This window comes from Pseudomonas sp. 8(2025) (assembly GCF_052665325.1).
On sequence record NZ_JBQOIE010000006.1, the window covers coordinates 240,486 to 258,212 of the forward strand.

Consider the following 17,727-nt stretch of genomic DNA (forward strand, 5'->3'; position numbering starts at 1 on the left):
GATAGCCGCCACGGGCGCCGAACCTGGCGCCCGGCAAGTTCAGCGCCTGGGCAGCTCGATCTCTACCCGCAAGCCGCCCCACTCGCTTTCCCCCAGGTTCAGGGTTCCACCGCAGGCGTCGACGATGTCGCGCACGATGCCCAGGCCCAGCCCGTGGCCGTGGGTCTGTTCATCCAGGCGCGTGCCCCGGCCGAAGACCTCATCGCGCCGCGCTTCGGGGATGCCCGGGCCGTCGTCGTCCACCGCCAGGCAGAAGCCCTGCGGCCGCTCTTCCACGCTCAGGCGCACCTGGGCATCCGCCCATTTGCAGGCGTTGTCCAGCAGGTTGCCCAGGAGCTCCAGCAGGTCTTCCCGGTCCCAGGGCAGGCGCAGCCCCGGTGGCGCCTGGTAGCTCAGTTCCAGGTGCTGGCCATGGATCATGTTCAAGGTCGCCAGGAGCCCCGGCAGCTCGGCATCGCACTCGAACAGCACCCCGGGCAGCGCATCCCCCGCCAGCCGCGCGCGGTTGAGTTCGCGATTGAGGCGCTGCTGCACCTGCTCCAACTGTTCCTGGAGCATCCTGCGCACCTCGGGGTGGCCGTCGAGCCTGGGGCTCGACGCCAGGCTCAGGAGCACCGCCAGCGGGGTCTTCAAGGCATGGCCCAGGTTGCCCAGGGCATTGCGGGAACGGTTGAGGCTGTCTTCGGTATGGGCCAGCAAGTGGTTGATCTGCGCCACCAGGGGCTCCAGTTCCACCGGCACCTGGGCATCCAGTTGCGAACGCTGGCCCTGTTGCAACTGGGCGATCTGCTCGCGGGCGGTTTCCAGCGGGCGCAGGGCGCGGCGCACGGTCAGGCGTTGCAGCAGCAGGATCAGCAGCAGCCCGGCCAGCCCCAGCCCGAGGCCGATCTGGCGCATGCGCTGGAAGCTTTCACGCACCGGGGTGTAGTCCTGGGCCACGCTGATGGAGATCGACTGCCCGAGGCGCTTGTAGTCGCTGCGCAGCACCAGCAGTTGCTGGCCCTCCGGCCCCAGTTGCAGGTTGCCCTGCAGGCCGGCGCGCTCCAGTTGCGGCAGTTCCTGGTCCCACAGCGAGCGCGAGCGCCAGTGCACATCGGCAAAATCGATACGGAAATAGTGCCCGGAAAACGGCCGCTGGTAGGCCGGCGACAGACGTCGTTCATCCAGCTGCAGCCCCTGAGGGCCGCGCACCAGGGCCAGCAGCAGGCTCTCGCTGTCGTTGCGCAGGCCGGCTTCCAGGTAGCGTTGCAGGCCCACCTCGAACAGCCAGAGGCTGGTCTGCGCCAGCACCAGCCCGACCACCACCATCACCGTGATCAGGCCCAGGCTCAGGCGGCGCTGGATCGATCTCACGAAGCGGTTCCGCCGAACAGATAACCCTGGCCGCGGCGGGTTTCGATCACACTGCGGCCCAGCTTGCGCCGCAGGTGGTTGACGTGAACTTCAAGGACGTTGGAATCGCGCTCGGTTTCACCGTCGTAGAGGTGTTCGGCCAGGTGGCTTTTGGAAAGGATCTGCTGCGGGTGCAGCATGAAATAGCGCAACAGGCGGAACTCCGCGGCGGTCAGCAAGACATCCTGGCCGTCGCGGACCACACATTGCCGGCCCTCGTCCAGGTGCAGCCCGGCGGCCTGCAGGGTCTGCTGGTTGGCCTGGCCATGGGAGCGGCGCAGCAGGGCCTGGACCCGCAGGTGCAGCTCTTCGGGATGGAACGGTTTGCTCAGGTAATCGTCGGCGCCGGCCTTGAGCCCCTCGATGCGCTCGGCCCAGGAGCCGCGGGCGGTGAGGACCAGCACCGGCGTTGCCAGGCCATCGGCGCGCCACTTTCGCAGCACCTCCAGGCCCGGCACCCCGGGCAGGCCGAGGTCGAGGATGATCAGGTCATAGGGTTCGCTGGCGCCCTGGTACAGCGCGTCGCGGCCGTCGGCCAGCCAGTCCACGGCGTAGCCCTGGCGGTTCAGGCCTTCAAGCAGTTCATCGGCCAGGGATACGTGGTCTTCCACCACAAGCAGGCGCATCAGTCGTCTTCCTCATCTTTCAACAAACGCCCGGTGGCGGCTTCCAGGTCCAGCTCGCGAACCACCCCGTCCACAGTCAACAACTCGACTTCATAGATGTACACATCGTGCTTTTCTTCCAGCTCGGCCTCCAGCAGCTTGGCCCCGGGGTAACGGTCCATGGCCTGCTTGAGCAGTTGCTCCAGGGGCAGGATCACCCCTTGCTGGCGCAGGCGCAGGGCCTCGTCCTGGTCCAGGTCGCGGGCCATGGCCAGGGAGCAGAACAGCAGCAGCGCCAGGGCTGCACGGCTGCCGGCGGTGCGCAGAGTGCGGTTCATTAGGTGTCCTGATGATCCTTGAGTACCTGGCCGCTCACGGCGTCCAGTTCCAGGTCCCATTCCAGCCCCTGCGGGTCGCGCAGTTCAACCTGGTAGATGTACTTGCCGTACTCTTCTTCCAGCTCGGTTTCACTGATGCTCGCCCCAGGATGCCGGGACAGGGCCGTGGCATTGAGTTTTTCAAAGGACACAATGGTACCAGCGTCGCGCAGTCTCAGGGCTTCGTCCGGCCCCAGGTCGCGGGCGTGGGCCAGGCTGGCGGTCAGGGCGACAAGGCTGGCGCCGAACAGCGCGGCAAGGGTCTTCATGGCAGTTCTCCAAAGTCGGTGGCCAAAGGCCGATGCCGCAGACCATACCCAAGGCAACTTAATTGAAACTGAATGGCCAGCATGGGTCTGACACAGGTTTCACTCGGCCCGCGGCCCCAGGTGTCTCTATACTCGGCGGCTGATTCAAGAGTGAGCCCGGTATGACCGCCATCCATATCAAGTTTCCCGCCCTGACCCTCAAGGCCGGCCCCCGCGCCCTGGCCCGCATCCGCCAGCAAGGCCTGCACCCCCGTGAAGTCGGCACCTTGCCCGGCGCCGCCGGCGGCCCCAAGGCCCTGGGCATCCAGGGCCTGGACCTGGCGCTGTTCGGTGAATGGCTGCCATCGGCGCCCCGGGAACGCTCGCTGATCGGCGCCTCGGTGGGTTCCTGGCGCTTCGCCAGCGCCTGCCTGCCGGACGCCGCCGAAGGCATCCGCCGCCTCGGCCAGTTGTACAACGCCCAGAGCTTTGCCAAGGGCGTGACCATGGCGCAGATCAGCCAGAGCTCCCGGCGCATGCTCGAGGACCTGCTGGAGGGCCGCGACGCCTCGATCCTCGACAACCCTCACTACCGGCTGAACATCATGGTGGTCAAAAGCCACGGCCTGCTCGCCGACGACCATCGCGGGCGCCTCGGCCTGGGGCTGTCCTCGGTGATCGCCGACAATCTGCGGGGCCGCGCGCGCCTGGCCCGGCACTTCGAGCGCCTGGTGCTGCACGACCCGCGCCTGGCCCCGCCCTTGCACGCCCTGGAAGACTTCCCCTCGCGCTTCGTGCCCCTGGACCGCGGCAACCTGCGCCAGGCGCTGCTGGCCTCGGGCTCGATCCCCATGGTCATGCAGGGCGTGCGCGAACTGCCCGGCGCCGGGGCCGGCACCTTCCGCGACGGCGGCCTGCTGGACTACCACCTGGACCTGCCCTACAGCGGCAGCGACATCGTGCTCTACCCGCACTTCACCGACCGGGTGATCCCCGGCTGGTTCGACAAGACCCTGCCCTGGCGCCGGGCCAGCCCGGAGCGCCTGCGGGACGTCTTGCTGCTGGCGCCGTCGAAGGAATACCTGGCGCGCCTGCCCTACGGCAAGCTGCCGGACCGCAACGACTTCAAGCGCTTCATGGGCGACGACGCCGGCCGGCAAAAATACTGGCGCAGCGCCATGGACGAAAGCCGGCGCCTGGGGGACGAGTTCCTCGAACTGGCGGCGCAGAATCGCCTGGGCGAACGCCTGCAAAGCCTGTGAGGGTGCCCCAGGCCGCGCACTGACCCTTTAGTCAGGGTTTTTCCGCAAGCGCCGGGGCAAGCTGATAAACTCGCCGCCTGCCTCAACTCGCCCCCGGGCGATAGCCATCTGACAGAGCTGACCGACACTGTGGAAATCTTCAAAGAATTTACCTTCGAATCCGCCCACCGCCTGCCTTTCGTGCCCGAGGGCCACAAGTGCGGCCGCCTCCATGGCCACTCGTTCAAGGTGGCGATCCACCTCAGTGGCGAGGTCGACGCACACACCGGCTGGATCCGCGACTTCTCGGAAATCAAGGCGATCTTCAAGCCGCTGTACGAGCGCCTGGACCACAACTACCTGAACGACATTCCCGGCCTGGAAAACCCCACCAGCGAAGTCCTGGCCAAATGGATCTGGAATGAGCTCAAGCCCCTGCTGCCGGAGCTGAGTGCGATCCGCATCCACGAAACCTGCACCAGCGGCTGCATCTACCGCGGCGAATAAGCCCGCCGAAGAAACCACCCCACGGGGTGGTTTTTTTATGCCTATGATTGCCCCACCCCGCCGTTACCCGAGCACTCGCGCCCATGCCGCCGACCATTCGCCCCGCTGCCCTGCCCGACCTCGCCGCCATCGAAGGCATCGCCAAGCGCGCCTATGCGCCCTATATCGCGCGGATCGGCCGGGAACCGGCGCCCATGCTCGAAGACTATTCGTGCCTGGTGCTGGCCCGGCAGGTCTGGGTCCTGGAGGAGCAGCAGGCAATCGCCGGTTTCGTTGTCCTGCTGGACGCCCATCAAGCCCTGCTGCTGGACAACCTGGCGGTCCACCCCGAGGCCCAGGGCCGGGGCCATGGCCGGCAACTGCTGGCCTTTGCCGAACAACAGGCCGTGGCCGCCGGTCACCGTTGCGTGCGCCTGTACACCAACGCAGCCATGAGCGAGAACATCGCCCTGTACAGCCGCCACGGCTACGTGGAAACCCACCGCGCCGTGGAGCACGGCCTGCACCGGGTGTACATGAGCAAGCCACTGGACTGAACCCAGGAGCCCTCTCCATGCCTCCACGTATCTACCTCGCCGGCTTCGATGTGTTTCGCGCCGACGCCCCGGCCCATGGCGAATACCTCAAGCAACTGTGCAGCGCCCAGGGCCTGCACGGCCTGTTTCCCCTGGATAACCAGGCGCCACCTCACCTCACGCCAGAAGCCACCGCACAGTGGATCTACCGGCAGAACCTGCAGATGATCCGCGGCTGCGATGCATTGCTGGCCAACCTGAATGACTTTCGCGGCCTGGAGCCGGATTCCGGCACCGCCTTCGAAGTGGGCGCGGCGGTCGCCCTGGGCAAACCGGTGTGGGCCTACTTCGAAGGCCCCGCCACCCTGCGCCGGCAGGTGCCCCACGATCACGCCGGGCGCGACGCCCAGGGCTTTGCGGTGGAGGACTTCAACCTGCCGCGCAACCTGATGCTGGCCTGCAGCTGGAGCGGCCGCAGCAGCAGTGTGGAAGCCGCCATCTTCGACCTCGGGTGCTGGCTGAGCGCTTCCCCTCCATCGGGCTGAGATAGCCGGCAACGTCACTTTCTGCCGAAAACGACCACCCCGGACAAAAGCCTTGTCTTGTCGCGAAAGCCGATGTTATGTTTCTAACACGAGATACAAAAATGAAACACAAATAACATTTCCAGCGAACGCCCGGCGAGATGGTCATGGACAAGAACAGTTTCCAAGTCACCCTGGAACAGCAGTTTGCAAGCCTGACCCCCACCGGCAAGCGCATCGCCACCTACCTGCTGGCCAACCTCCAGCAGTTGCCCTTCGAGACCGCCGACAGCATCGCCCAGCAAGCCGGCACCACGGGGATTTCCGTGGGGCGCTTCCTGCGCTCGCTGGGCTATCGCAACCTGGATGACGTCAAGCAAGGCCTGCGCGGCGATGCCCCGGCCTCCTGGCTGATCACCGATCGGCTCGGCGCCTTTCGCAGCGAAGCCCATCAGGACGATGCCCTGGAGCGCTCGATGCATCGCGAGATCGAGGCCATCCAGCATGTCTATGGCCTGGCCCGCAGCCAGCCCTTCGCCGCCATCGTGCAACAGATCGTCGAGGCCGACGCGGTGTTCATCATCGGCATCCAGTCGACCCGGGGCATCCTCAACGCCTTCCACAGCCACCTGGAATACATCCGGCCCAAGGTCTACTACGTGGACGGGCTTTCAGGCATCTACGCCGAAACCCTGAACTCCGGCTTTGCCAAGCCCTACGCGATCATCTCCGACTTTCGCGCCTACTCCAGCATCACCCAGACCTTCTGCGAAGTGGCCAATGCCAACGCCCTGCCCCTGGCCCTGGTCACCGACCTGCAGTGCCCCTGGGCCCGGGACTACCCGCTGGACCTGCTGCAACTGAAAACCGATGTCGGCCAGTTCTGGGATTCCCTCGCGCCCCTGACCTGCCTGTTCAACCTGATGGTGTCCGCCGTGGCCGAGGGCTATGGCGAGCGCCTGGACCAGCGCCTGGCCAAGAACCGACAGTTGCAGGAAGCCTTCGGCCAGTTCGAGTCCTGACCTTCAAGCGTTAACCCAGATGGAGTGAGTGAGTGAACAACAGCCCCCTTGTCGAAATCGACGCCCAGCGCCATCAGCTTCAGATCGACCTGATCTACGCCAGCGCCGACAACCTGGCCGGCCAGGTGATCTATCGCAACGCCCGCTGCCTGCTGCACAAGGACGCCGCCGCCTGCCTGTACAAGGCCAGCCAGCTGGCACGCATGGCCGGCCTGGGCCTGCGCATCTACGACGCTTACCGCCCGGCCTACGCCCAGCACCTGCTGTGGCAGGCCCTGCCCAACCCGGACTACGTGCGCGACCCGCGCCTGGGCTCGCACCACACCCGGGGCGTGGCCGTGGACCTGACCCTGGTGGATGAAACCGGCCAGCCGCTGGACATGGGCACCGCCTTCGACGCCATGGAGCCCAAGTCGCACCAGTTCTACAGCGACCTGCCGCCCCAGGTGCAGCGCAACCGCCTGATGCTGCTGGGGATCATGCTCAGCGCCGGCTTCGAGGCCATCCCCACCGAGTGGTGGCACTACGAGCTGCCCAACGCCGAGGACTTTCCCCTGATCCAGGAGCACGACCAGCCCTTCGAACACTGATTTCCCGCTCCCCACCGGCCACAACAACAGGCAGCTAACTGCCCCAAGCCGGTCCTACTGCAACACTGCTTCAGCAACAACTGCCCGGTTATAGCTTTTATAAAAAACCTGACGAACTTCCCAACATCGAATGATCAAGGAAACCGGCATGACCCCTAACCGCAATCACCCTGATGTGCGTCTGTCCACCCGTGTCGCCCTGTCCCTGCTGTGCGCCGCCCTGAGCCTGGGCGCGTGGCAGGCAGCCAGCGCCGCCGCGCCCAAGGACACCCTGATGATCGGCAAGGCCGCCGACCCGCAGACCCTCGACCCCGCCGTAACCATCGACAACAACGACTGGGCCGTGACCTACCCGGCCTACCAGAAGCTGGTGACCTACAAGGTCGAGAACGGCAAGGGCAGCACCGAAGTCCAGGGCGACCTGGCCGAGAGCTGGAGCACCTCCGCCGACAACCTGACCTGGGATTTCAAGCTCAAGCCGGGCAACAAGTTCGACGACGGCAAGCCGGTGGACGCCGCCGCGGTGAAGTTCTCCTTCGACCGCCTGATGCAGCTCAAGCAAGGCCCGTCCGGCGCCTTCCCGGATGACATGAGCGTGGCCGTGGTCGACCCGCTGACCGTGCGCTTCACCCTGAAGAAACCCTACGCGCCCTTCCTCTACACCCTGGCCCACAACGGCGGCGGCATCATCAACCCGGACGTGGCCAACAAGGGCGAGGACGTCAACGCCTACCTCTCGACCCACACCGCCGGCTCCGGGGCCTTCCGCCTGAGCAACTGGCAGAAGGGCCAGGCGCTGACGCTGGAACCCAACAGCTATTACGCCGGCCCCAAGCCGAGCCTGAACAAGGTGGTGATCAAGATCATCAGCGAGGCCTCGGTGCGCCGCCTGCAACTGGAACGCGGCGACCTGGACATCATCGAGGACATGCCCGAAGACCAGCTCGGCACCCTGGCCGGCAAGCCAGGCATCGTGATCCAGACCTTCCCCTCGCTGCGGGTCAACTACCTGTACCTGAACAACAAGCGTGCGCCCCTGGACAACGTCGAAGCGCGCCAGGCACTGGTCCAGGCCATCGACTACAAGGGCATCGTCGACGGCATCCTCAAGGGCCAGGCCAAGCTGATGAACGGGCCGATCCCCGACGGCATGTGGGCCCACGACCCGAGCCTGCCGCTGATGCAGCAGAACCTCGACGGCGCCAAGGCCAGCCTGGCCAAGGTCCCGCAGAAAATCAGCAACCTGACCTACCTCTACTCGGACAAGGACGCCAACTGGGAGTCCATCGGCCTGACCCTGCAAGCGGGCCTGGCGCCCCTGGGCATCAACCTGAAGATGGAGAAGCTGGCCAACGCCACCATGCGTGAACGGGTGGGCAAGGGCGACTACGACGTGGCCATCGGCTCCTGGAGCCCGGACTTCGCCGACCCCTACATGTTCATGAACTTCTGGTTCGACTCCAGCCTGCAGGGCTTGCCGGGCAACCGCTCGTTCTACAGCAACCCCGAGGTGGACAGCCTGATCCGCGATGCCGCGGCCACCAACGACACCGCCAAGCGCATCGAGTTGTACCAGAAGGCGCAGAAGATCGTCCTCAAGGACAACGTCTACGCCTACCTGTACCAGAAGAACTACAGCCTGCCGATGCGCGATTCGGTGAAGGGCTACGTGTTCCACCCGATGCTGGAACAGGTGTTCAACATCGCCGAAATCAGCAAGTAGGACCGGCCCTGCGTTCCCCGTCGCCGGCCCCTGAAACGGGGCGGCGCCGGGTTGCCGTGTCCCCGGCGAGGGGCCGTCGTGCCCCCTGCCGTTCGTCAAGCGTTAACGAGGTTGCCTCATGGCCTTCCTGAATATGTTGCGCAAACGCCTGCTCGGCCTGTTGCTGGTCGTGGTCGGGGTTTCGCTGATTACCTTCACCATCTCGCACCTGATTCCCGGTGACCCGGCGCGGCTGATCGCCGGCGACCGGGCCAGCGATGCCATCGTGCAGAACATCCGCCACCAGCTGGGCCTGGACCTGCCGCTGTACCAGCAGTACGGGCGCTACATGCTCGACCTGCTGCACGGCGACCTGGGCACCTCGATCCGCACCAGCCGCCCGGTGCTGGAGGACCTGCAGAGCTTCTTCCCGGCAACCCTGGAGCTGGCCCTGGCCGCCCTGCTGCTGTCGGTGCTGGTGGGGGTGCCACTGGGGGTACTGTCGGCGGTCTATCACAACCGCTTCATCGACCAGATCGCCCGCACCCTGGCGGTCACCGGCATTTCCACCCCGGCGTTCTGGCTGGGGCTGGGGCTGATCGTGCTGTTCTACGGCCACCTCGGCTGGATGCCCGGCAGCGGGCGCCTGGACGAAGGCCTGGAGCCGCCGCCCACGGTCAGCGGCTTCTACCTGATCGACTCGCTGCTGGCCGGGGACATCCCGCTGTTCCTCAATGCCCTGCAGCACCTGATCCTGCCGGCGGTGACCCTGGGCTTCGTCAACCTCGGGGTGGTGGCGCGGCAGATCCGCTCGGCGATGCTCGACCAACTCGGCGAGGACTACATCCGCACCGCCCGGGCCTACGGCCTGTCGCGCTGGGCGGTGATCCTGCGCCACGCCCTGCCCAACGCCCTGATCCCCTCGGTGACGGTGCTCGGCCTGACCCTGGGCGATTTGCTGTACGGCGCGGTACTGACCGAAACGGTATTCGCCTGGCCGGGCATGGGCGCCTACGTGGTGAAGTCGATCCAGGCCCTGGATTTCCCGGCGGTGATGGGCTTCGCGATCCTGGTGTCGTTCATTTATGTGCTGCTGAACATGGCGATCGACCTGCTGTACCGGGTGATCGATCCGCGCATTGGCGAGGTAAGTTGAGATGTCCGCTCCCTTGAACATTCCCCTGCCACAACCCACCGCGCAGGCCAGCGGCTGGCGCACCCGCCTGGCCTACCTGGGCTACCGCGTGCGGCAAAGCCCGCTGACCATCGCCGGGCTGTGCATGACCCTGCTGGTGCTGCTGTGCATGGCCTTCGCCCCCTGGCTGTCGAGCCATGATCCCAATGCCCTGAACCTGGCCCAGCGCCTGGCCGCTCCCAGCGCCGCCCATTGGTTCGGCACCGACGAAGTGGGCCGCGACCTGTTCACCCGGGTGCTCCACGGCAGCCGCCAGTCGGTGGGCGTGGGCCTGTTCGTGGCCTTCGCCTCGTGCCTGGCCGGGGGCCTGTTGGGCTGCCTGTCGGGGATCATCGGCGGGCGCTTCGACAGCCTGATCATGCGCCTGATGGACATCATGCTCTCGGTGCCATCGCTGGTGCTGATCATGGCCCTGGCCGCCGCCCTGGGCCCGAGCCTGTTCAACGCCATGCTGGCGATCACCCTGGTACGCATTCCGTTCTATGTGCGCCTGGCCCGGGGCCAGGCCCTGAGCATCCGCCAGATGGGCTACGTCAAGGCGGCCCAGACCTACGGCGCCGGGCGCTGGCACATCGTAAGCTGGCACGTGGGGCGCAACGCCATGCCGCCGCTGCTGGTGCAACTGAGCCTGGACATCGGCAGCGCCATCCTCATGGCCTCGGCCCTGGGCTTCATTGGCCTGGGTGCGCAGCAGCCCACCGCCGAATGGGGGGCGATGGTGGCCACCGGGCGCAACTTCATCCTCGACAACTGGTGGTACTCGACCTTCCCCGGGCTGGCGATCCTGTTCACCGCCACCGGTTTCAACCTGCTGGGTGACGGCATCCGTGACCTGCTCGATCCACGACAACAGGGGAAATGACCATGAGCTCATCCGCCGTTCTCAACATCGACAACCTGAGCCTGGAATTCCCCGCCTACCGCAGCAATGTGCAGGCCCTCAACGGCGTGTCGCTGCACGTCAACCCGGGGGAAATCGTCGGCGTGGTCGGCGAATCCGGCTCGGGCAAGTCGGTGACCGCCATGCTCAGCCTGCGGCTGCTGCCCGAGCGCAGCTACCGCATCACCTCCGGCAGCCTCAGCCTGCTGGGCCGCGACATGCTCGCCACCCCGGAAAAACAGCTGCTGCAGATCCGCGGCCGCGATGCGGCGATGATCTTCCAGGAGCCGATGACTGCCCTCAACCCGACCCGGCGCATCGGTCGGCAGATGCTCGACGTGATCATCCATCATCAGCGCCTGAGCCAGGAACAGGCCCGGGCCAAGGCCATCGACCTGCTGCGCGACATGCACATCGCCGACCCCGAGCAGGTGCTGCAGGCCTACCCCTTCGAGCTGTCCGGCGGCATGCGCCAGCGGGTGATGATCGCCCTGGCGTTTTCCTGCGATCCGCAGTTGCTGATCGCCGATGAACCCACCACCGCCCTGGACGTGACCGTGCAGCGCCAGGTGCTGCTGTTGCTGCGCGAGAAAGCCCGGCAACGGGGCACCGCGATCCTCCTGATCACCCACGACATGGCGGTGGTCTCGCAGTTCTGCGACCGGGTCTATGTGATGTACACCGGCGCCGTGGTGGAGCAAGGCAGTACTGCCCAGGTCATGCTCGACCCGCAACACCCCTACACCCGTGGCCTGCTCAGCGGCCTGCCGGAGCAAGTGCGCCCCGGCGAGCCGCTGCTGACCATTCCCGGGCAGGTGCCCAACCTTGCTCACCTGCCCGGCGGCTGCACCTTCCGCGAGCGCTGCAGCCAGGCCATGGCGGTGTGTGCCCAACGGCCGCCGCTGCATTCGATCAACGCCAGCCAGCAGCACAAGAGCGCCTGCTGGCTGGCTGCCCCGGAGTCCGCCCAATGAATGCTTCGCAACCCCGAGCCGGCAGCGAGCCGCTGCTGCGCCTCAACGATGTACAGGTGCGCTTTCCCCTGAGCAACGACTGGCTGGGCCGGCCGCGGGCCTTCGCCCATGCCCTGAACGGCATCGACCTGGAACTGCGCCCCGGGGAAACCCTGGGCATCGTCGGCGAATCCGGCTGCGGCAAGAGCACCCTGGCGCAACTGCTCATGGGCCTGGTCAAGCCCAGCAGCGGCGACCTGCGCTGGGCCTACGCCAGCGACCGCGAGCGCCACAGCCACGTGCAGATCGTGTTCCAGGACCCGCAGTCGTCCCTCGACCCGCGCCTGCCGATCTGGAAGATCATCACCGAGCCGCTGTTCGCCCTGGGCAACACCCCGGTGGCGCAGATGCGCGAAATCGCCGCCAAGGTGGCGCAGCAGGTAGGCATCCGCGGCGAATACCTGGAGCGCTACCCGCACCAGTTCTCCGGCGGCCAACGCCAGCGCATCGCCATTGCCCGGGCCCTGGCGTCGAACCCGGACATCATCGTCCTCGACGAACCGACCTCGGCCCTGGACATCTCGGTGCAAGCGCAGATCCTCAACCTGCTGGCGGACCTGCAACGCAGCCGCGGCCTGACCTTCGTGCTGATCTCCCACAACGTCTCGGTGGTCCGGCACATGGCCGACCGGGTGGCAGTGATGTACCTGGGGCAGATCGTGGAGCTGGGCAGCGCCGAACAGGTGCTGGAGCGCCCGCGCCACCCTTACACCCAACTGCTGCTGGATGCGGTGCCGCGCCTCGGTGCGCCCCTGGCGGACAGCCAGCTCTCGGCGCCCACCGAACTGCCGGGCAACCGCAAGCTGCCCGCCGGCTGTTTCTTCTTCGACCGCTGCAGCCGCCGCGGCCCGGGCTGCGAGCTGCCGCAACAGCTGCTGGGCGATGCGACGCAGCAAGTGCGTTGCCATCGGCAACAGCTCACCGGGTGATCCCACCGCGCCACGCCGCCGGCCACGGCGTGGTGCTTGCTCCCGGCGCGCCCAGGGCTTAAACAAGCGCCTTCTCTCTGACGTTGCAGGAACCTCTCTCATGGAAAGCAGCTGGCTGACCCACGCCAAACGCCTGCAAGCCATCGCCTCCACCGGCCTGCATTTTTGCCGCGACGTGCATGATCGCGAGCGCTACCAGGAAGTCGCCGAGATCGCCCACGACATGCTCGCGCAGCTGGGCAACGTGCCCCTGGAACGCATCAACGAACTGGTCTCGGACTTCGCCCAGCGCTACTCGACGCCGATGGTGGAAGTGCGCGGCGCGCTGATCGAGGACGGCAAGATCCTGCTGGTGCGCGAGCAGCACGACGGCCTCTGGGCCTTGCCCGGGGGCTACGCCGATGTGGGCCTGTCGGCGGCGCAGAACATCATCAAGGAAATCCGCGAAGAAGCCGGGCTGCAGGTTTCGGTGCGCCAGCTGTACGGCCTGCGGCACAAGGCCAAGGGGCCCTACAAGCCCGATCACCGGGACTTCTACAAGCTCTACTTCCTCTGCGAACGGCAAGACGCCGAGGCCCCGATGGCCGGCAGCGAAACCAGCGACGCGGCGTTCTTCGCCCCGGACCAGTTGCCGCCGCTGTCCCAGGGACGCACTGTGGAACGGGATATCCAGGAGGCCTTCGACTTCCACGAAGGCCGGCGCAGCGTGGCCCTCTTCGACTGAGCGTGACGGCGTTAATGTAAAGCACCCTTGACATGAAAAAGCGCCTCCCCTAATGTAAAGGACACTTTACTAAAAGGAGATCGCCCATGGGCACCAAACGCTATTTCAGGGAATTCGGCCTGGCCTTGCTGGCCTACATCGCCTGCGTGCTGCTGAGCAGCCACTGGCTGGCGGACATGAACCCGGGCCCGGGCAAGATCGCCCTGGCCCTGGTGCCGGTGGTCCCCATGGTGGCCATGGCCCTGGCGGTGGTGCGCCAGTTGCGACGCATGGACGAACTGGCCCGGCGCATCCAGCTCGAAGCCCTGGGCCTGTCCTTTGTCTGCACCGCGCTGATCACCTTCAGCTACGGCTTCCTGGAAACCGCCGGCCTGCCCCGGCTCTCGATGTTCTACGTATGGCCCGTGATGGGGCTGGTCTGGGCCCTGGCCACGGTGGCCGGCGTGCGGCGCTACCGATGAACAACCAACTGCGCGAACTGCGCACCCGGCAAGGCTGGTCCCAGGCCGAACTGGCCACCCGCCTCGAGGTGTCACGGCAGACGGTGAATGCCATCGAGACCGGGCGCTACGACCCCAGCCTGCCCCTGGCGTTCAAGATTGCCCGGGCCTTCCAGTTGCCCATCGAAAGCATTTTCAGCCCCGACGAGGACTGAACCGCCGGTGAACCAATCTGGCCCAAGGGTGCACCGCTTTCGCCCCCGGGCCACAGGCACCCGGTGCAGGGGCACGGGCATCGGCTATAACTGCTGGGGCGCCCGGCCCTGCCGTCAAGGATTGGCACGGCGCCTGCAACAGCGTGGCATCACTGCGACCAGGGACAGGCCCATGACCCAGCACGAACCCGGCAACGACTACCCCTTGAGCGAAGTTCCGCAGCACGCCCGCAAGGGCCTGGCCTCCATGGCCATGGTGCTGCTGGGCTTCACCTTCTTCACTGCCACCATGTTCGCCGGCGGCAAGCTGGGGGTGGCCTTCGACTTCACCACCCTGCTGGTGGTGATCCTCGTCGGCAACCTGCTGCTGGGGATCTACGCCGCCAGCCTGGGCTACATCGCCTTCAAGAGCGGGCTGAACACGGTGCTGATGGGGCGCTTCTGCTTCGGCGAACGGGGCAGCAAGCTCAGCGACCTGATCCTGGGTTTCACCCAGATCGGCTGGTACGCCTGGGGCACCGCCACCGCCGCGGTGGTGCTGGGCAAGTATTTCCAGCTGGATCCGGGTGCGGTACTGGGGCTGATGCTGCTGTTCGGCATGGCCTTCTGCGCCACCGCCTACATCGGTTATCGCGGCCTGGAGATCCTGTCCTGGATCGCGGTGCCGGCCATGGGCCTGCTGTTGCTGCTTTCGATGTGGGTGGCCACCCGGCAGATCGGCGGCCTCGACGGTTTGCTGGGGGTCACGCCTAGCGCCAGCCTGGACCTCTCCAGCGCCATCACCCTGGTGTTCGGCACCTTCGTCAGCGGCGCCACCCAGGCCACCAACTGGACCCGATTTTCCCGCTCGGCGCGGGTGGCGGTGAGCGCCAGCCTGATCGGCTTCTTTATCGGCAACGGCCTGATGGTGCTGATCGGTGCCTACGGCGCCATCGTCTACCAGCAGCCGGACGTGGTCGAAGTGCTGCTGCTCCAGGGTTTTGCCATGGCGGCCATGGCCATGCTGCTGTTGAACATCTGGAGCACCCAGGACAACACCATCTACAACTTCGCCGTGGCCGGCTGCAACCTGTTGCGCACCGACCGGCGCAAGACCGTGACCCTGGTGGGCGCGCTGATCGGCACCCTGCTGGCGATGCTCGGCATGTACGACCTGCTGGTGCCCTACCTGATCCTGTTGGGCACGGTGATTCCGCCGATTGGCGGGGTGATCATGGCGGACTTCTTCTACCGCTGGCGCGGCCGCTACCCGCGCCTGGCCGACAGCCAGTTGCCGGCCTGGAACTGGCCGGGCCTGGCCGCCTATGGCCTGGGCACCCTGGCGGCCTTCTGCTCGCCCTGGGTCGCGCCGTTGGTGGGCATCGGCGTAGCAAGCCTGAGCTATGTCCTGCTCAGCGCCTGGCTCGGCGCCCGCACCAGCGCCACCCTCGACGCCCGGGCCTGAACCCGGGCCTTGCCCTCCCGGCGCGTTCCGGGTCTATCATGACCCGCCCCGAACCACCTGCCTGCTTCGACCGGTACCGGTTGAAGCACAGCCCAATGACCGAGGGACAAGGGCCGCCGCCCGGATCCCACGGCTGAACCGCTGATTGCCCGACCCGAGGAACCGCTCCGATGCTGATCACCAACGCCCGCCTGCGCCACCGTGAAGGCCTGCACCAACTGCACCTGGAAAACGGCCGCATCGCCCGCATCGTCCAGCAGGGCCCGGACGCCCCCACCGCCGCGCCGGCCTTCGGCCCCGAGCACCTGGATGCCGGCGGCAACCTGGTGGTGCCGCCCTTCGTCGAACCGCACATTCACCTGGACGCCACCCTCACCGCGGGCGAGCCGCGCTGGAACATGAGCGGCACCCTGTTCGAAGGCATCGAGTGCTGGGGCGAACGCAAGGCCACCATCACCGCCGAAGACACCCGCGCCCGCGCCCACAAGACCATCCGCGCCCTGGCCGCCCACGGCATCCAGCATGTACGCACCCATGTCGACGTCACCGACCCGGACCTCACCGCCCTCAAGGCCATGCTCGAAGTGCGCGAGCAAAGCGCGCACCTGATCGACCTGCAGATCGTCGCCTTCCCCCAGGAGGGCATCGAATCGTTCCGCAACGGCCGCGAGCTGATGGAAGAAGCCATCCGCCTGGGCGCCGATGTGGTGGGCGGTATTCCGCACTTCGAATACACCCGGGACCAGGGCGTGAGCTCGGTGAAGTTCCTCATGGACCTGGCCGAACGCACCGATTGCCTGGTGGACGTGCACTGCGACGAAACCGATGACCCGCATTCGCGCTTTCTTGAAGTGCTGGCCGAAGAAGCGCGCAGCCGGGGCATGGGCTCCCGGGTCACCGCCAGCCACACCACCGCCATGGGCTCCTACGACAACGCCTACTGCGCCAAGCTGTTCCGCCTGCTGGGGCATTCGGGCATCAGCTTCGTCTCCTGCCCCACCGAAAGCATCCACCTGCAGGGGCGCTTCGACAGCTTCCCGAAACGCCGCGGCGTGACCCGGGTCAATGAGCTGCTGGAGGCCGGGATGAACGTGTGCTTCGGCCAGGACTCGATTGTCGACCCCTGGTACCCCCTGGGTAACGGCAACATCCTGCGGGTACTGGAAGCCGGCCTGCACATCTGCCACATGCTCGGCTACCGCAACTTGCAGAACGCCCTGGACCTGGTCACCGACAACAGCGCCAAGGCCCTGGCCCTGGGCGAGCGCTACGGCATCGAAGAAGGTCGCCCGGCGAACCTGCTGATCCTGTCTGCCGACAGCGACTACGAAATGATCCGCAGCCAGGGCTTGGCGCTGTACTCGATCCGCCACGGCAAGGTGCTGATGCAGCGGCAGATGGCCCAGGTGCAACTGGCCGGCGACTGACCCGTGGCGATGCTTACTTGACCCGAAACGGCTGGGCCGCCATGAACGCCACCGGCAACAGCGGCAGGGCGAGGATCGTCAATACGCCGTCTGCGGTGAGGGTCACCGGCGTCAGCAGCACCTGCCCGACCTTGCTCTTCTCCCGGTACGCCGAGAAGTACAGGGTGTAGGTGCTGTTCAACGCGTTGGCCGGATAGGCGCTGATATCCCGCTTTGACTCAAAGCGGCTGCCGCGAATGGCATAGCGGTGCAACAGGGCGTTTTGCGACCTTGCAACAACGAAGCCCAAAGCCTGGGCTGCATCGATCTGCTGGGCGTCGAGCTGGTCCAGCCCGGGTATCCTCAGGACCAGCTCACCCTCCAGGTTCTGCCACGCATTGACGAGGATCTGCGAAAACTCGGCCTGCATTTTCCCATGCAGGTCCGACTTGATGGCCTTCAGCAACTCAGGATCGACCATCACGAAGTAGTGATACTGCTTGCCAAAAATGACGAAGCTCTTCGCGTCCGCCGTGATGTAGAACTGGCTGACGGTTTCCGTATAGACCTCATTGCTGGCCCGGCTTTCGTACAGCCTGCTGGTCAGACAGCCGCCAAGGCTGCCAGCGACCGCAGCCCCCAGGGCCATAACCGTGCCTTTGAGCAAAGCTCGGCGAGGCGTTCCTTTTTGCATGTCGAGTCCTTTCGGTAAATGTGGGCTGTATCGAGCGACCAGCCGCGACTGCCGCCACGCTATA

Annotated in this window: 21 protein-coding genes; 16 read left to right on the plus strand and 5 right to left on the minus strand. The window is 66.2% G+C overall.

The features are described 5' to 3' along the window. Positions 1-39: 39 nt before the first annotated feature. The 4 genes from ACUXVH_RS14420 to ACUXVH_RS14435 are packed head-to-tail and all read right to left on the minus strand — an operon-like array spanning position 40 to position 2,643. Positions 40-1,353 (minus strand): sensor histidine kinase, encoded by a 1,314-nt coding sequence (locus tag ACUXVH_RS14420; RefSeq protein ID WP_011062298.1) that lies wholly within the window; start codon positions 1,351-1,353, stop codon positions 40-42. Then, a complete protein-coding gene (locus ACUXVH_RS14425) occupies positions 1,350-2,018 on the minus strand; it encodes a response regulator transcription factor (protein WP_011062299.1) in 669 nt (222 codons plus the stop codon). The genes ACUXVH_RS14420 and ACUXVH_RS14425 overlap by 4 nt, the downstream gene beginning before the upstream one ends. Next, the gene (locus ACUXVH_RS14430) at positions 2,018-2,335 is read right to left on the minus strand and encodes a PepSY domain-containing protein (RefSeq protein ID WP_011062300.1); all 318 of its coding nucleotides are present in this window, start codon (positions 2,333-2,335) and stop codon (positions 2,018-2,020) included. The genes ACUXVH_RS14425 and ACUXVH_RS14430 overlap by 1 nt, the downstream gene beginning before the upstream one ends. After that, complete coding sequence (locus ACUXVH_RS14435) at positions 2,335-2,643, minus strand: PepSY domain-containing protein (protein WP_011062301.1); 309 nt, start codon at positions 2,641-2,643, stop codon at positions 2,335-2,337. Before ACUXVH_RS14435 ends, ACUXVH_RS14430 begins: the two co-directional genes overlap by 1 nt. A 161-nt stretch (positions 2,644-2,804) precedes the next feature. Between ACUXVH_RS14435 and ACUXVH_RS14440 the strand changes: the two genes are divergently transcribed. From ACUXVH_RS14440 to codA, 16 genes are all read left to right on the plus strand, one after another. Further along, complete coding sequence (locus tag ACUXVH_RS14440; RefSeq protein ID WP_065363203.1) at positions 2,805-3,884, plus strand: patatin-like phospholipase family protein; 1,080 nt, start codon at positions 2,805-2,807, stop codon at positions 3,882-3,884. Between the two features lie 129 nt (positions 3,885-4,013). Further along, a complete protein-coding gene (queD, locus tag ACUXVH_RS14445) occupies positions 4,014-4,370 on the plus strand; it encodes a 6-carboxytetrahydropterin synthase QueD (RefSeq protein ID WP_011062303.1) in 357 nt (118 codons plus the stop codon). Positions 4,371-4,453: 83 nt separating this feature from the next. After that, positions 4,454-4,906 carry a GNAT family N-acetyltransferase gene (locus ACUXVH_RS14450; RefSeq protein ID WP_346625187.1) on the plus strand — a complete coding sequence of 151 codons (453 nt, stop codon included), beginning with the start codon at positions 4,454-4,456 and terminating at the stop codon, positions 4,904-4,906. 17 nt (positions 4,907-4,923) lie between these two features. Next, positions 4,924-5,430 (plus strand): nucleoside 2-deoxyribosyltransferase, encoded by a 507-nt coding sequence (locus ACUXVH_RS14455; protein ID WP_194237549.1) that lies wholly within the window; start codon positions 4,924-4,926, stop codon positions 5,428-5,430. Positions 5,431-5,570: 140 nt separating this feature from the next. Beyond that, the gene (locus ACUXVH_RS14460) at positions 5,571-6,431 is read left to right on the plus strand and encodes a MurR/RpiR family transcriptional regulator (protein WP_015636369.1); all 861 of its coding nucleotides are present in this window, start codon (positions 5,571-5,573) and stop codon (positions 6,429-6,431) included. A gap of 32 nt (positions 6,432-6,463) precedes the next feature. Next, entirely contained in the window at positions 6,464-7,021 is a 558-nt protein-coding gene (ddpX, locus tag ACUXVH_RS14465) for a D-alanyl-D-alanine dipeptidase (protein WP_093409446.1), read from the plus strand. Between the two features lie 148 nt (positions 7,022-7,169). After that, a complete protein-coding gene (locus tag ACUXVH_RS14470; protein ID WP_011062308.1) occupies positions 7,170-8,744 on the plus strand; it encodes an ABC transporter substrate-binding protein in 1,575 nt (524 codons plus the stop codon). Positions 8,745-8,862: 118 nt separating this feature from the next. Next, positions 8,863-9,879 carry an ABC transporter permease gene (locus ACUXVH_RS14475; protein ID WP_445495188.1) on the plus strand — a complete coding sequence of 339 codons (1,017 nt, stop codon included), beginning with the start codon at positions 8,863-8,865 and terminating at the stop codon, positions 9,877-9,879. A 1-nt stretch (position 9,880) separates the two neighbouring features. Beyond that, entirely contained in the window at positions 9,881-10,780 is a 900-nt protein-coding gene (gene ddpC / locus ACUXVH_RS14480) for a D,D-dipeptide ABC transporter permease (protein ID WP_445495190.1), read from the plus strand. Continuing rightward, the gene (locus ACUXVH_RS14485; RefSeq protein WP_011062311.1) at positions 10,777-11,772 is read left to right on the plus strand and encodes an ABC transporter ATP-binding protein; all 996 of its coding nucleotides are present in this window, start codon (positions 10,777-10,779) and stop codon (positions 11,770-11,772) included. The genes ddpC and ACUXVH_RS14485 overlap by 4 nt, the downstream gene beginning before the upstream one ends. Continuing rightward, positions 11,769-12,740 carry an oligopeptide/dipeptide ABC transporter ATP-binding protein gene (locus tag ACUXVH_RS14490; RefSeq protein ID WP_011062312.1) on the plus strand — a complete coding sequence of 324 codons (972 nt, stop codon included), beginning with the start codon at positions 11,769-11,771 and terminating at the stop codon, positions 12,738-12,740. The genes ACUXVH_RS14485 and ACUXVH_RS14490 overlap by 4 nt, the downstream gene beginning before the upstream one ends. A gap of 100 nt (positions 12,741-12,840) precedes the next feature. Beyond that, a complete protein-coding gene (locus ACUXVH_RS14495; RefSeq protein WP_011062313.1) occupies positions 12,841-13,464 on the plus strand; it encodes an NUDIX hydrolase in 624 nt (207 codons plus the stop codon). 86 nt (positions 13,465-13,550) lie between these two features. Beyond that, positions 13,551-13,925 (plus strand): hypothetical protein, encoded by a 375-nt coding sequence (locus ACUXVH_RS14500; RefSeq protein WP_065363198.1) that lies wholly within the window; start codon positions 13,551-13,553, stop codon positions 13,923-13,925. After that, positions 13,922-14,119: a helix-turn-helix transcriptional regulator gene (locus ACUXVH_RS14505; protein ID WP_015636377.1), complete on the plus strand. Its 198-nt coding sequence runs from the start codon at positions 13,922-13,924 to the stop codon at positions 14,117-14,119. Before ACUXVH_RS14500 ends, ACUXVH_RS14505 begins: the two co-directional genes overlap by 4 nt. A 172-nt stretch (positions 14,120-14,291) precedes the next feature. After that, complete coding sequence (gene codB, locus ACUXVH_RS14510) at positions 14,292-15,563, plus strand: cytosine permease (protein ID WP_011062316.1); 1,272 nt, start codon at positions 14,292-14,294, stop codon at positions 15,561-15,563. Positions 15,564-15,733: 170 nt separating this feature from the next. Continuing rightward, positions 15,734-16,990: a cytosine deaminase gene (codA, locus tag ACUXVH_RS14515; RefSeq protein WP_015636379.1), complete on the plus strand. Its 1,257-nt coding sequence runs from the start codon at positions 15,734-15,736 to the stop codon at positions 16,988-16,990. A 13-nt stretch (positions 16,991-17,003) separates the two neighbouring features. On the opposite strand, the gene ACUXVH_RS14520 is transcribed toward codA, so the two are convergent. Continuing rightward, the gene (locus tag ACUXVH_RS14520; RefSeq protein WP_445495194.1) at positions 17,004-17,663 is read right to left on the minus strand and encodes a hypothetical protein; all 660 of its coding nucleotides are present in this window, start codon (positions 17,661-17,663) and stop codon (positions 17,004-17,006) included. Positions 17,664-17,727 lie beyond the last annotated feature (64 nt).

What these genes read in the sequence shown, in the direction of transcription:
- ACUXVH_RS14470 (WP_011062308.1), top strand. Translation starts at nt 7,170, where the DNA reads ATGACCCCTAACCGCAATCACCCTGATGTGCGTCTGTCCACCCGTGTC.
- ddpC (WP_445495190.1), top strand. Translation starts at nt 9,881, where the DNA reads ATGTCCGCTCCCTTGAACATTCCCCTGCCACAACCCACCGCGCAGGCC.
- ACUXVH_RS14425 (WP_011062299.1), bottom strand. Translation starts at nt 2,018, where the DNA reads ATGCGCCTGCTTGTGGTGGAAGACCACGTATCCCTGGCCGATGAACTG.
- ACUXVH_RS14440 (WP_065363203.1), top strand. Translation starts at nt 2,805, where the DNA reads ATGACCGCCATCCATATCAAGTTTCCCGCCCTGACCCTCAAGGCCGGC.
- codA (WP_015636379.1), top strand. Translation starts at nt 15,734, where the DNA reads ATGCTGATCACCAACGCCCGCCTGCGCCACCGTGAAGGCCTGCACCAA.
- ACUXVH_RS14475 (WP_445495188.1), top strand. Translation starts at nt 8,863, where the DNA reads ATGGCCTTCCTGAATATGTTGCGCAAACGCCTGCTCGGCCTGTTGCTG.
- ACUXVH_RS14505 (WP_015636377.1), top strand. Translation starts at nt 13,922, where the DNA reads ATGAACAACCAACTGCGCGAACTGCGCACCCGGCAAGGCTGGTCCCAG.
- ACUXVH_RS14520 (WP_445495194.1), bottom strand. Translation starts at nt 17,663, where the DNA reads ATGCAAAAAGGAACGCCTCGCCGAGCTTTGCTCAAAGGCACGGTTATG.
- ACUXVH_RS14485 (WP_011062311.1), top strand. Translation starts at nt 10,777, where the DNA reads ATGACCATGAGCTCATCCGCCGTTCTCAACATCGACAACCTGAGCCTG.
- ACUXVH_RS14495 (WP_011062313.1), top strand. Translation starts at nt 12,841, where the DNA reads ATGGAAAGCAGCTGGCTGACCCACGCCAAACGCCTGCAAGCCATCGCC.
- codB (WP_011062316.1), top strand. Translation starts at nt 14,292, where the DNA reads ATGACCCAGCACGAACCCGGCAACGACTACCCCTTGAGCGAAGTTCCG.
- ACUXVH_RS14490 (WP_011062312.1), top strand. Translation starts at nt 11,769, where the DNA reads ATGAATGCTTCGCAACCCCGAGCCGGCAGCGAGCCGCTGCTGCGCCTC.
- ACUXVH_RS14455 (WP_194237549.1), top strand. Translation starts at nt 4,924, where the DNA reads ATGCCTCCACGTATCTACCTCGCCGGCTTCGATGTGTTTCGCGCCGAC.
- ACUXVH_RS14435 (WP_011062301.1), bottom strand. Translation starts at nt 2,643, where the DNA reads ATGAAGACCCTTGCCGCGCTGTTCGGCGCCAGCCTTGTCGCCCTGACC.
- ACUXVH_RS14500 (WP_065363198.1), top strand. Translation starts at nt 13,551, where the DNA reads ATGGGCACCAAACGCTATTTCAGGGAATTCGGCCTGGCCTTGCTGGCC.
- ACUXVH_RS14450 (WP_346625187.1), top strand. Translation starts at nt 4,454, where the DNA reads ATGCCGCCGACCATTCGCCCCGCTGCCCTGCCCGACCTCGCCGCCATC.
- ACUXVH_RS14460 (WP_015636369.1), top strand. Translation starts at nt 5,571, where the DNA reads ATGGTCATGGACAAGAACAGTTTCCAAGTCACCCTGGAACAGCAGTTT.
- ACUXVH_RS14430 (WP_011062300.1), bottom strand. Translation starts at nt 2,335, where the DNA reads ATGAACCGCACTCTGCGCACCGCCGGCAGCCGTGCAGCCCTGGCGCTG.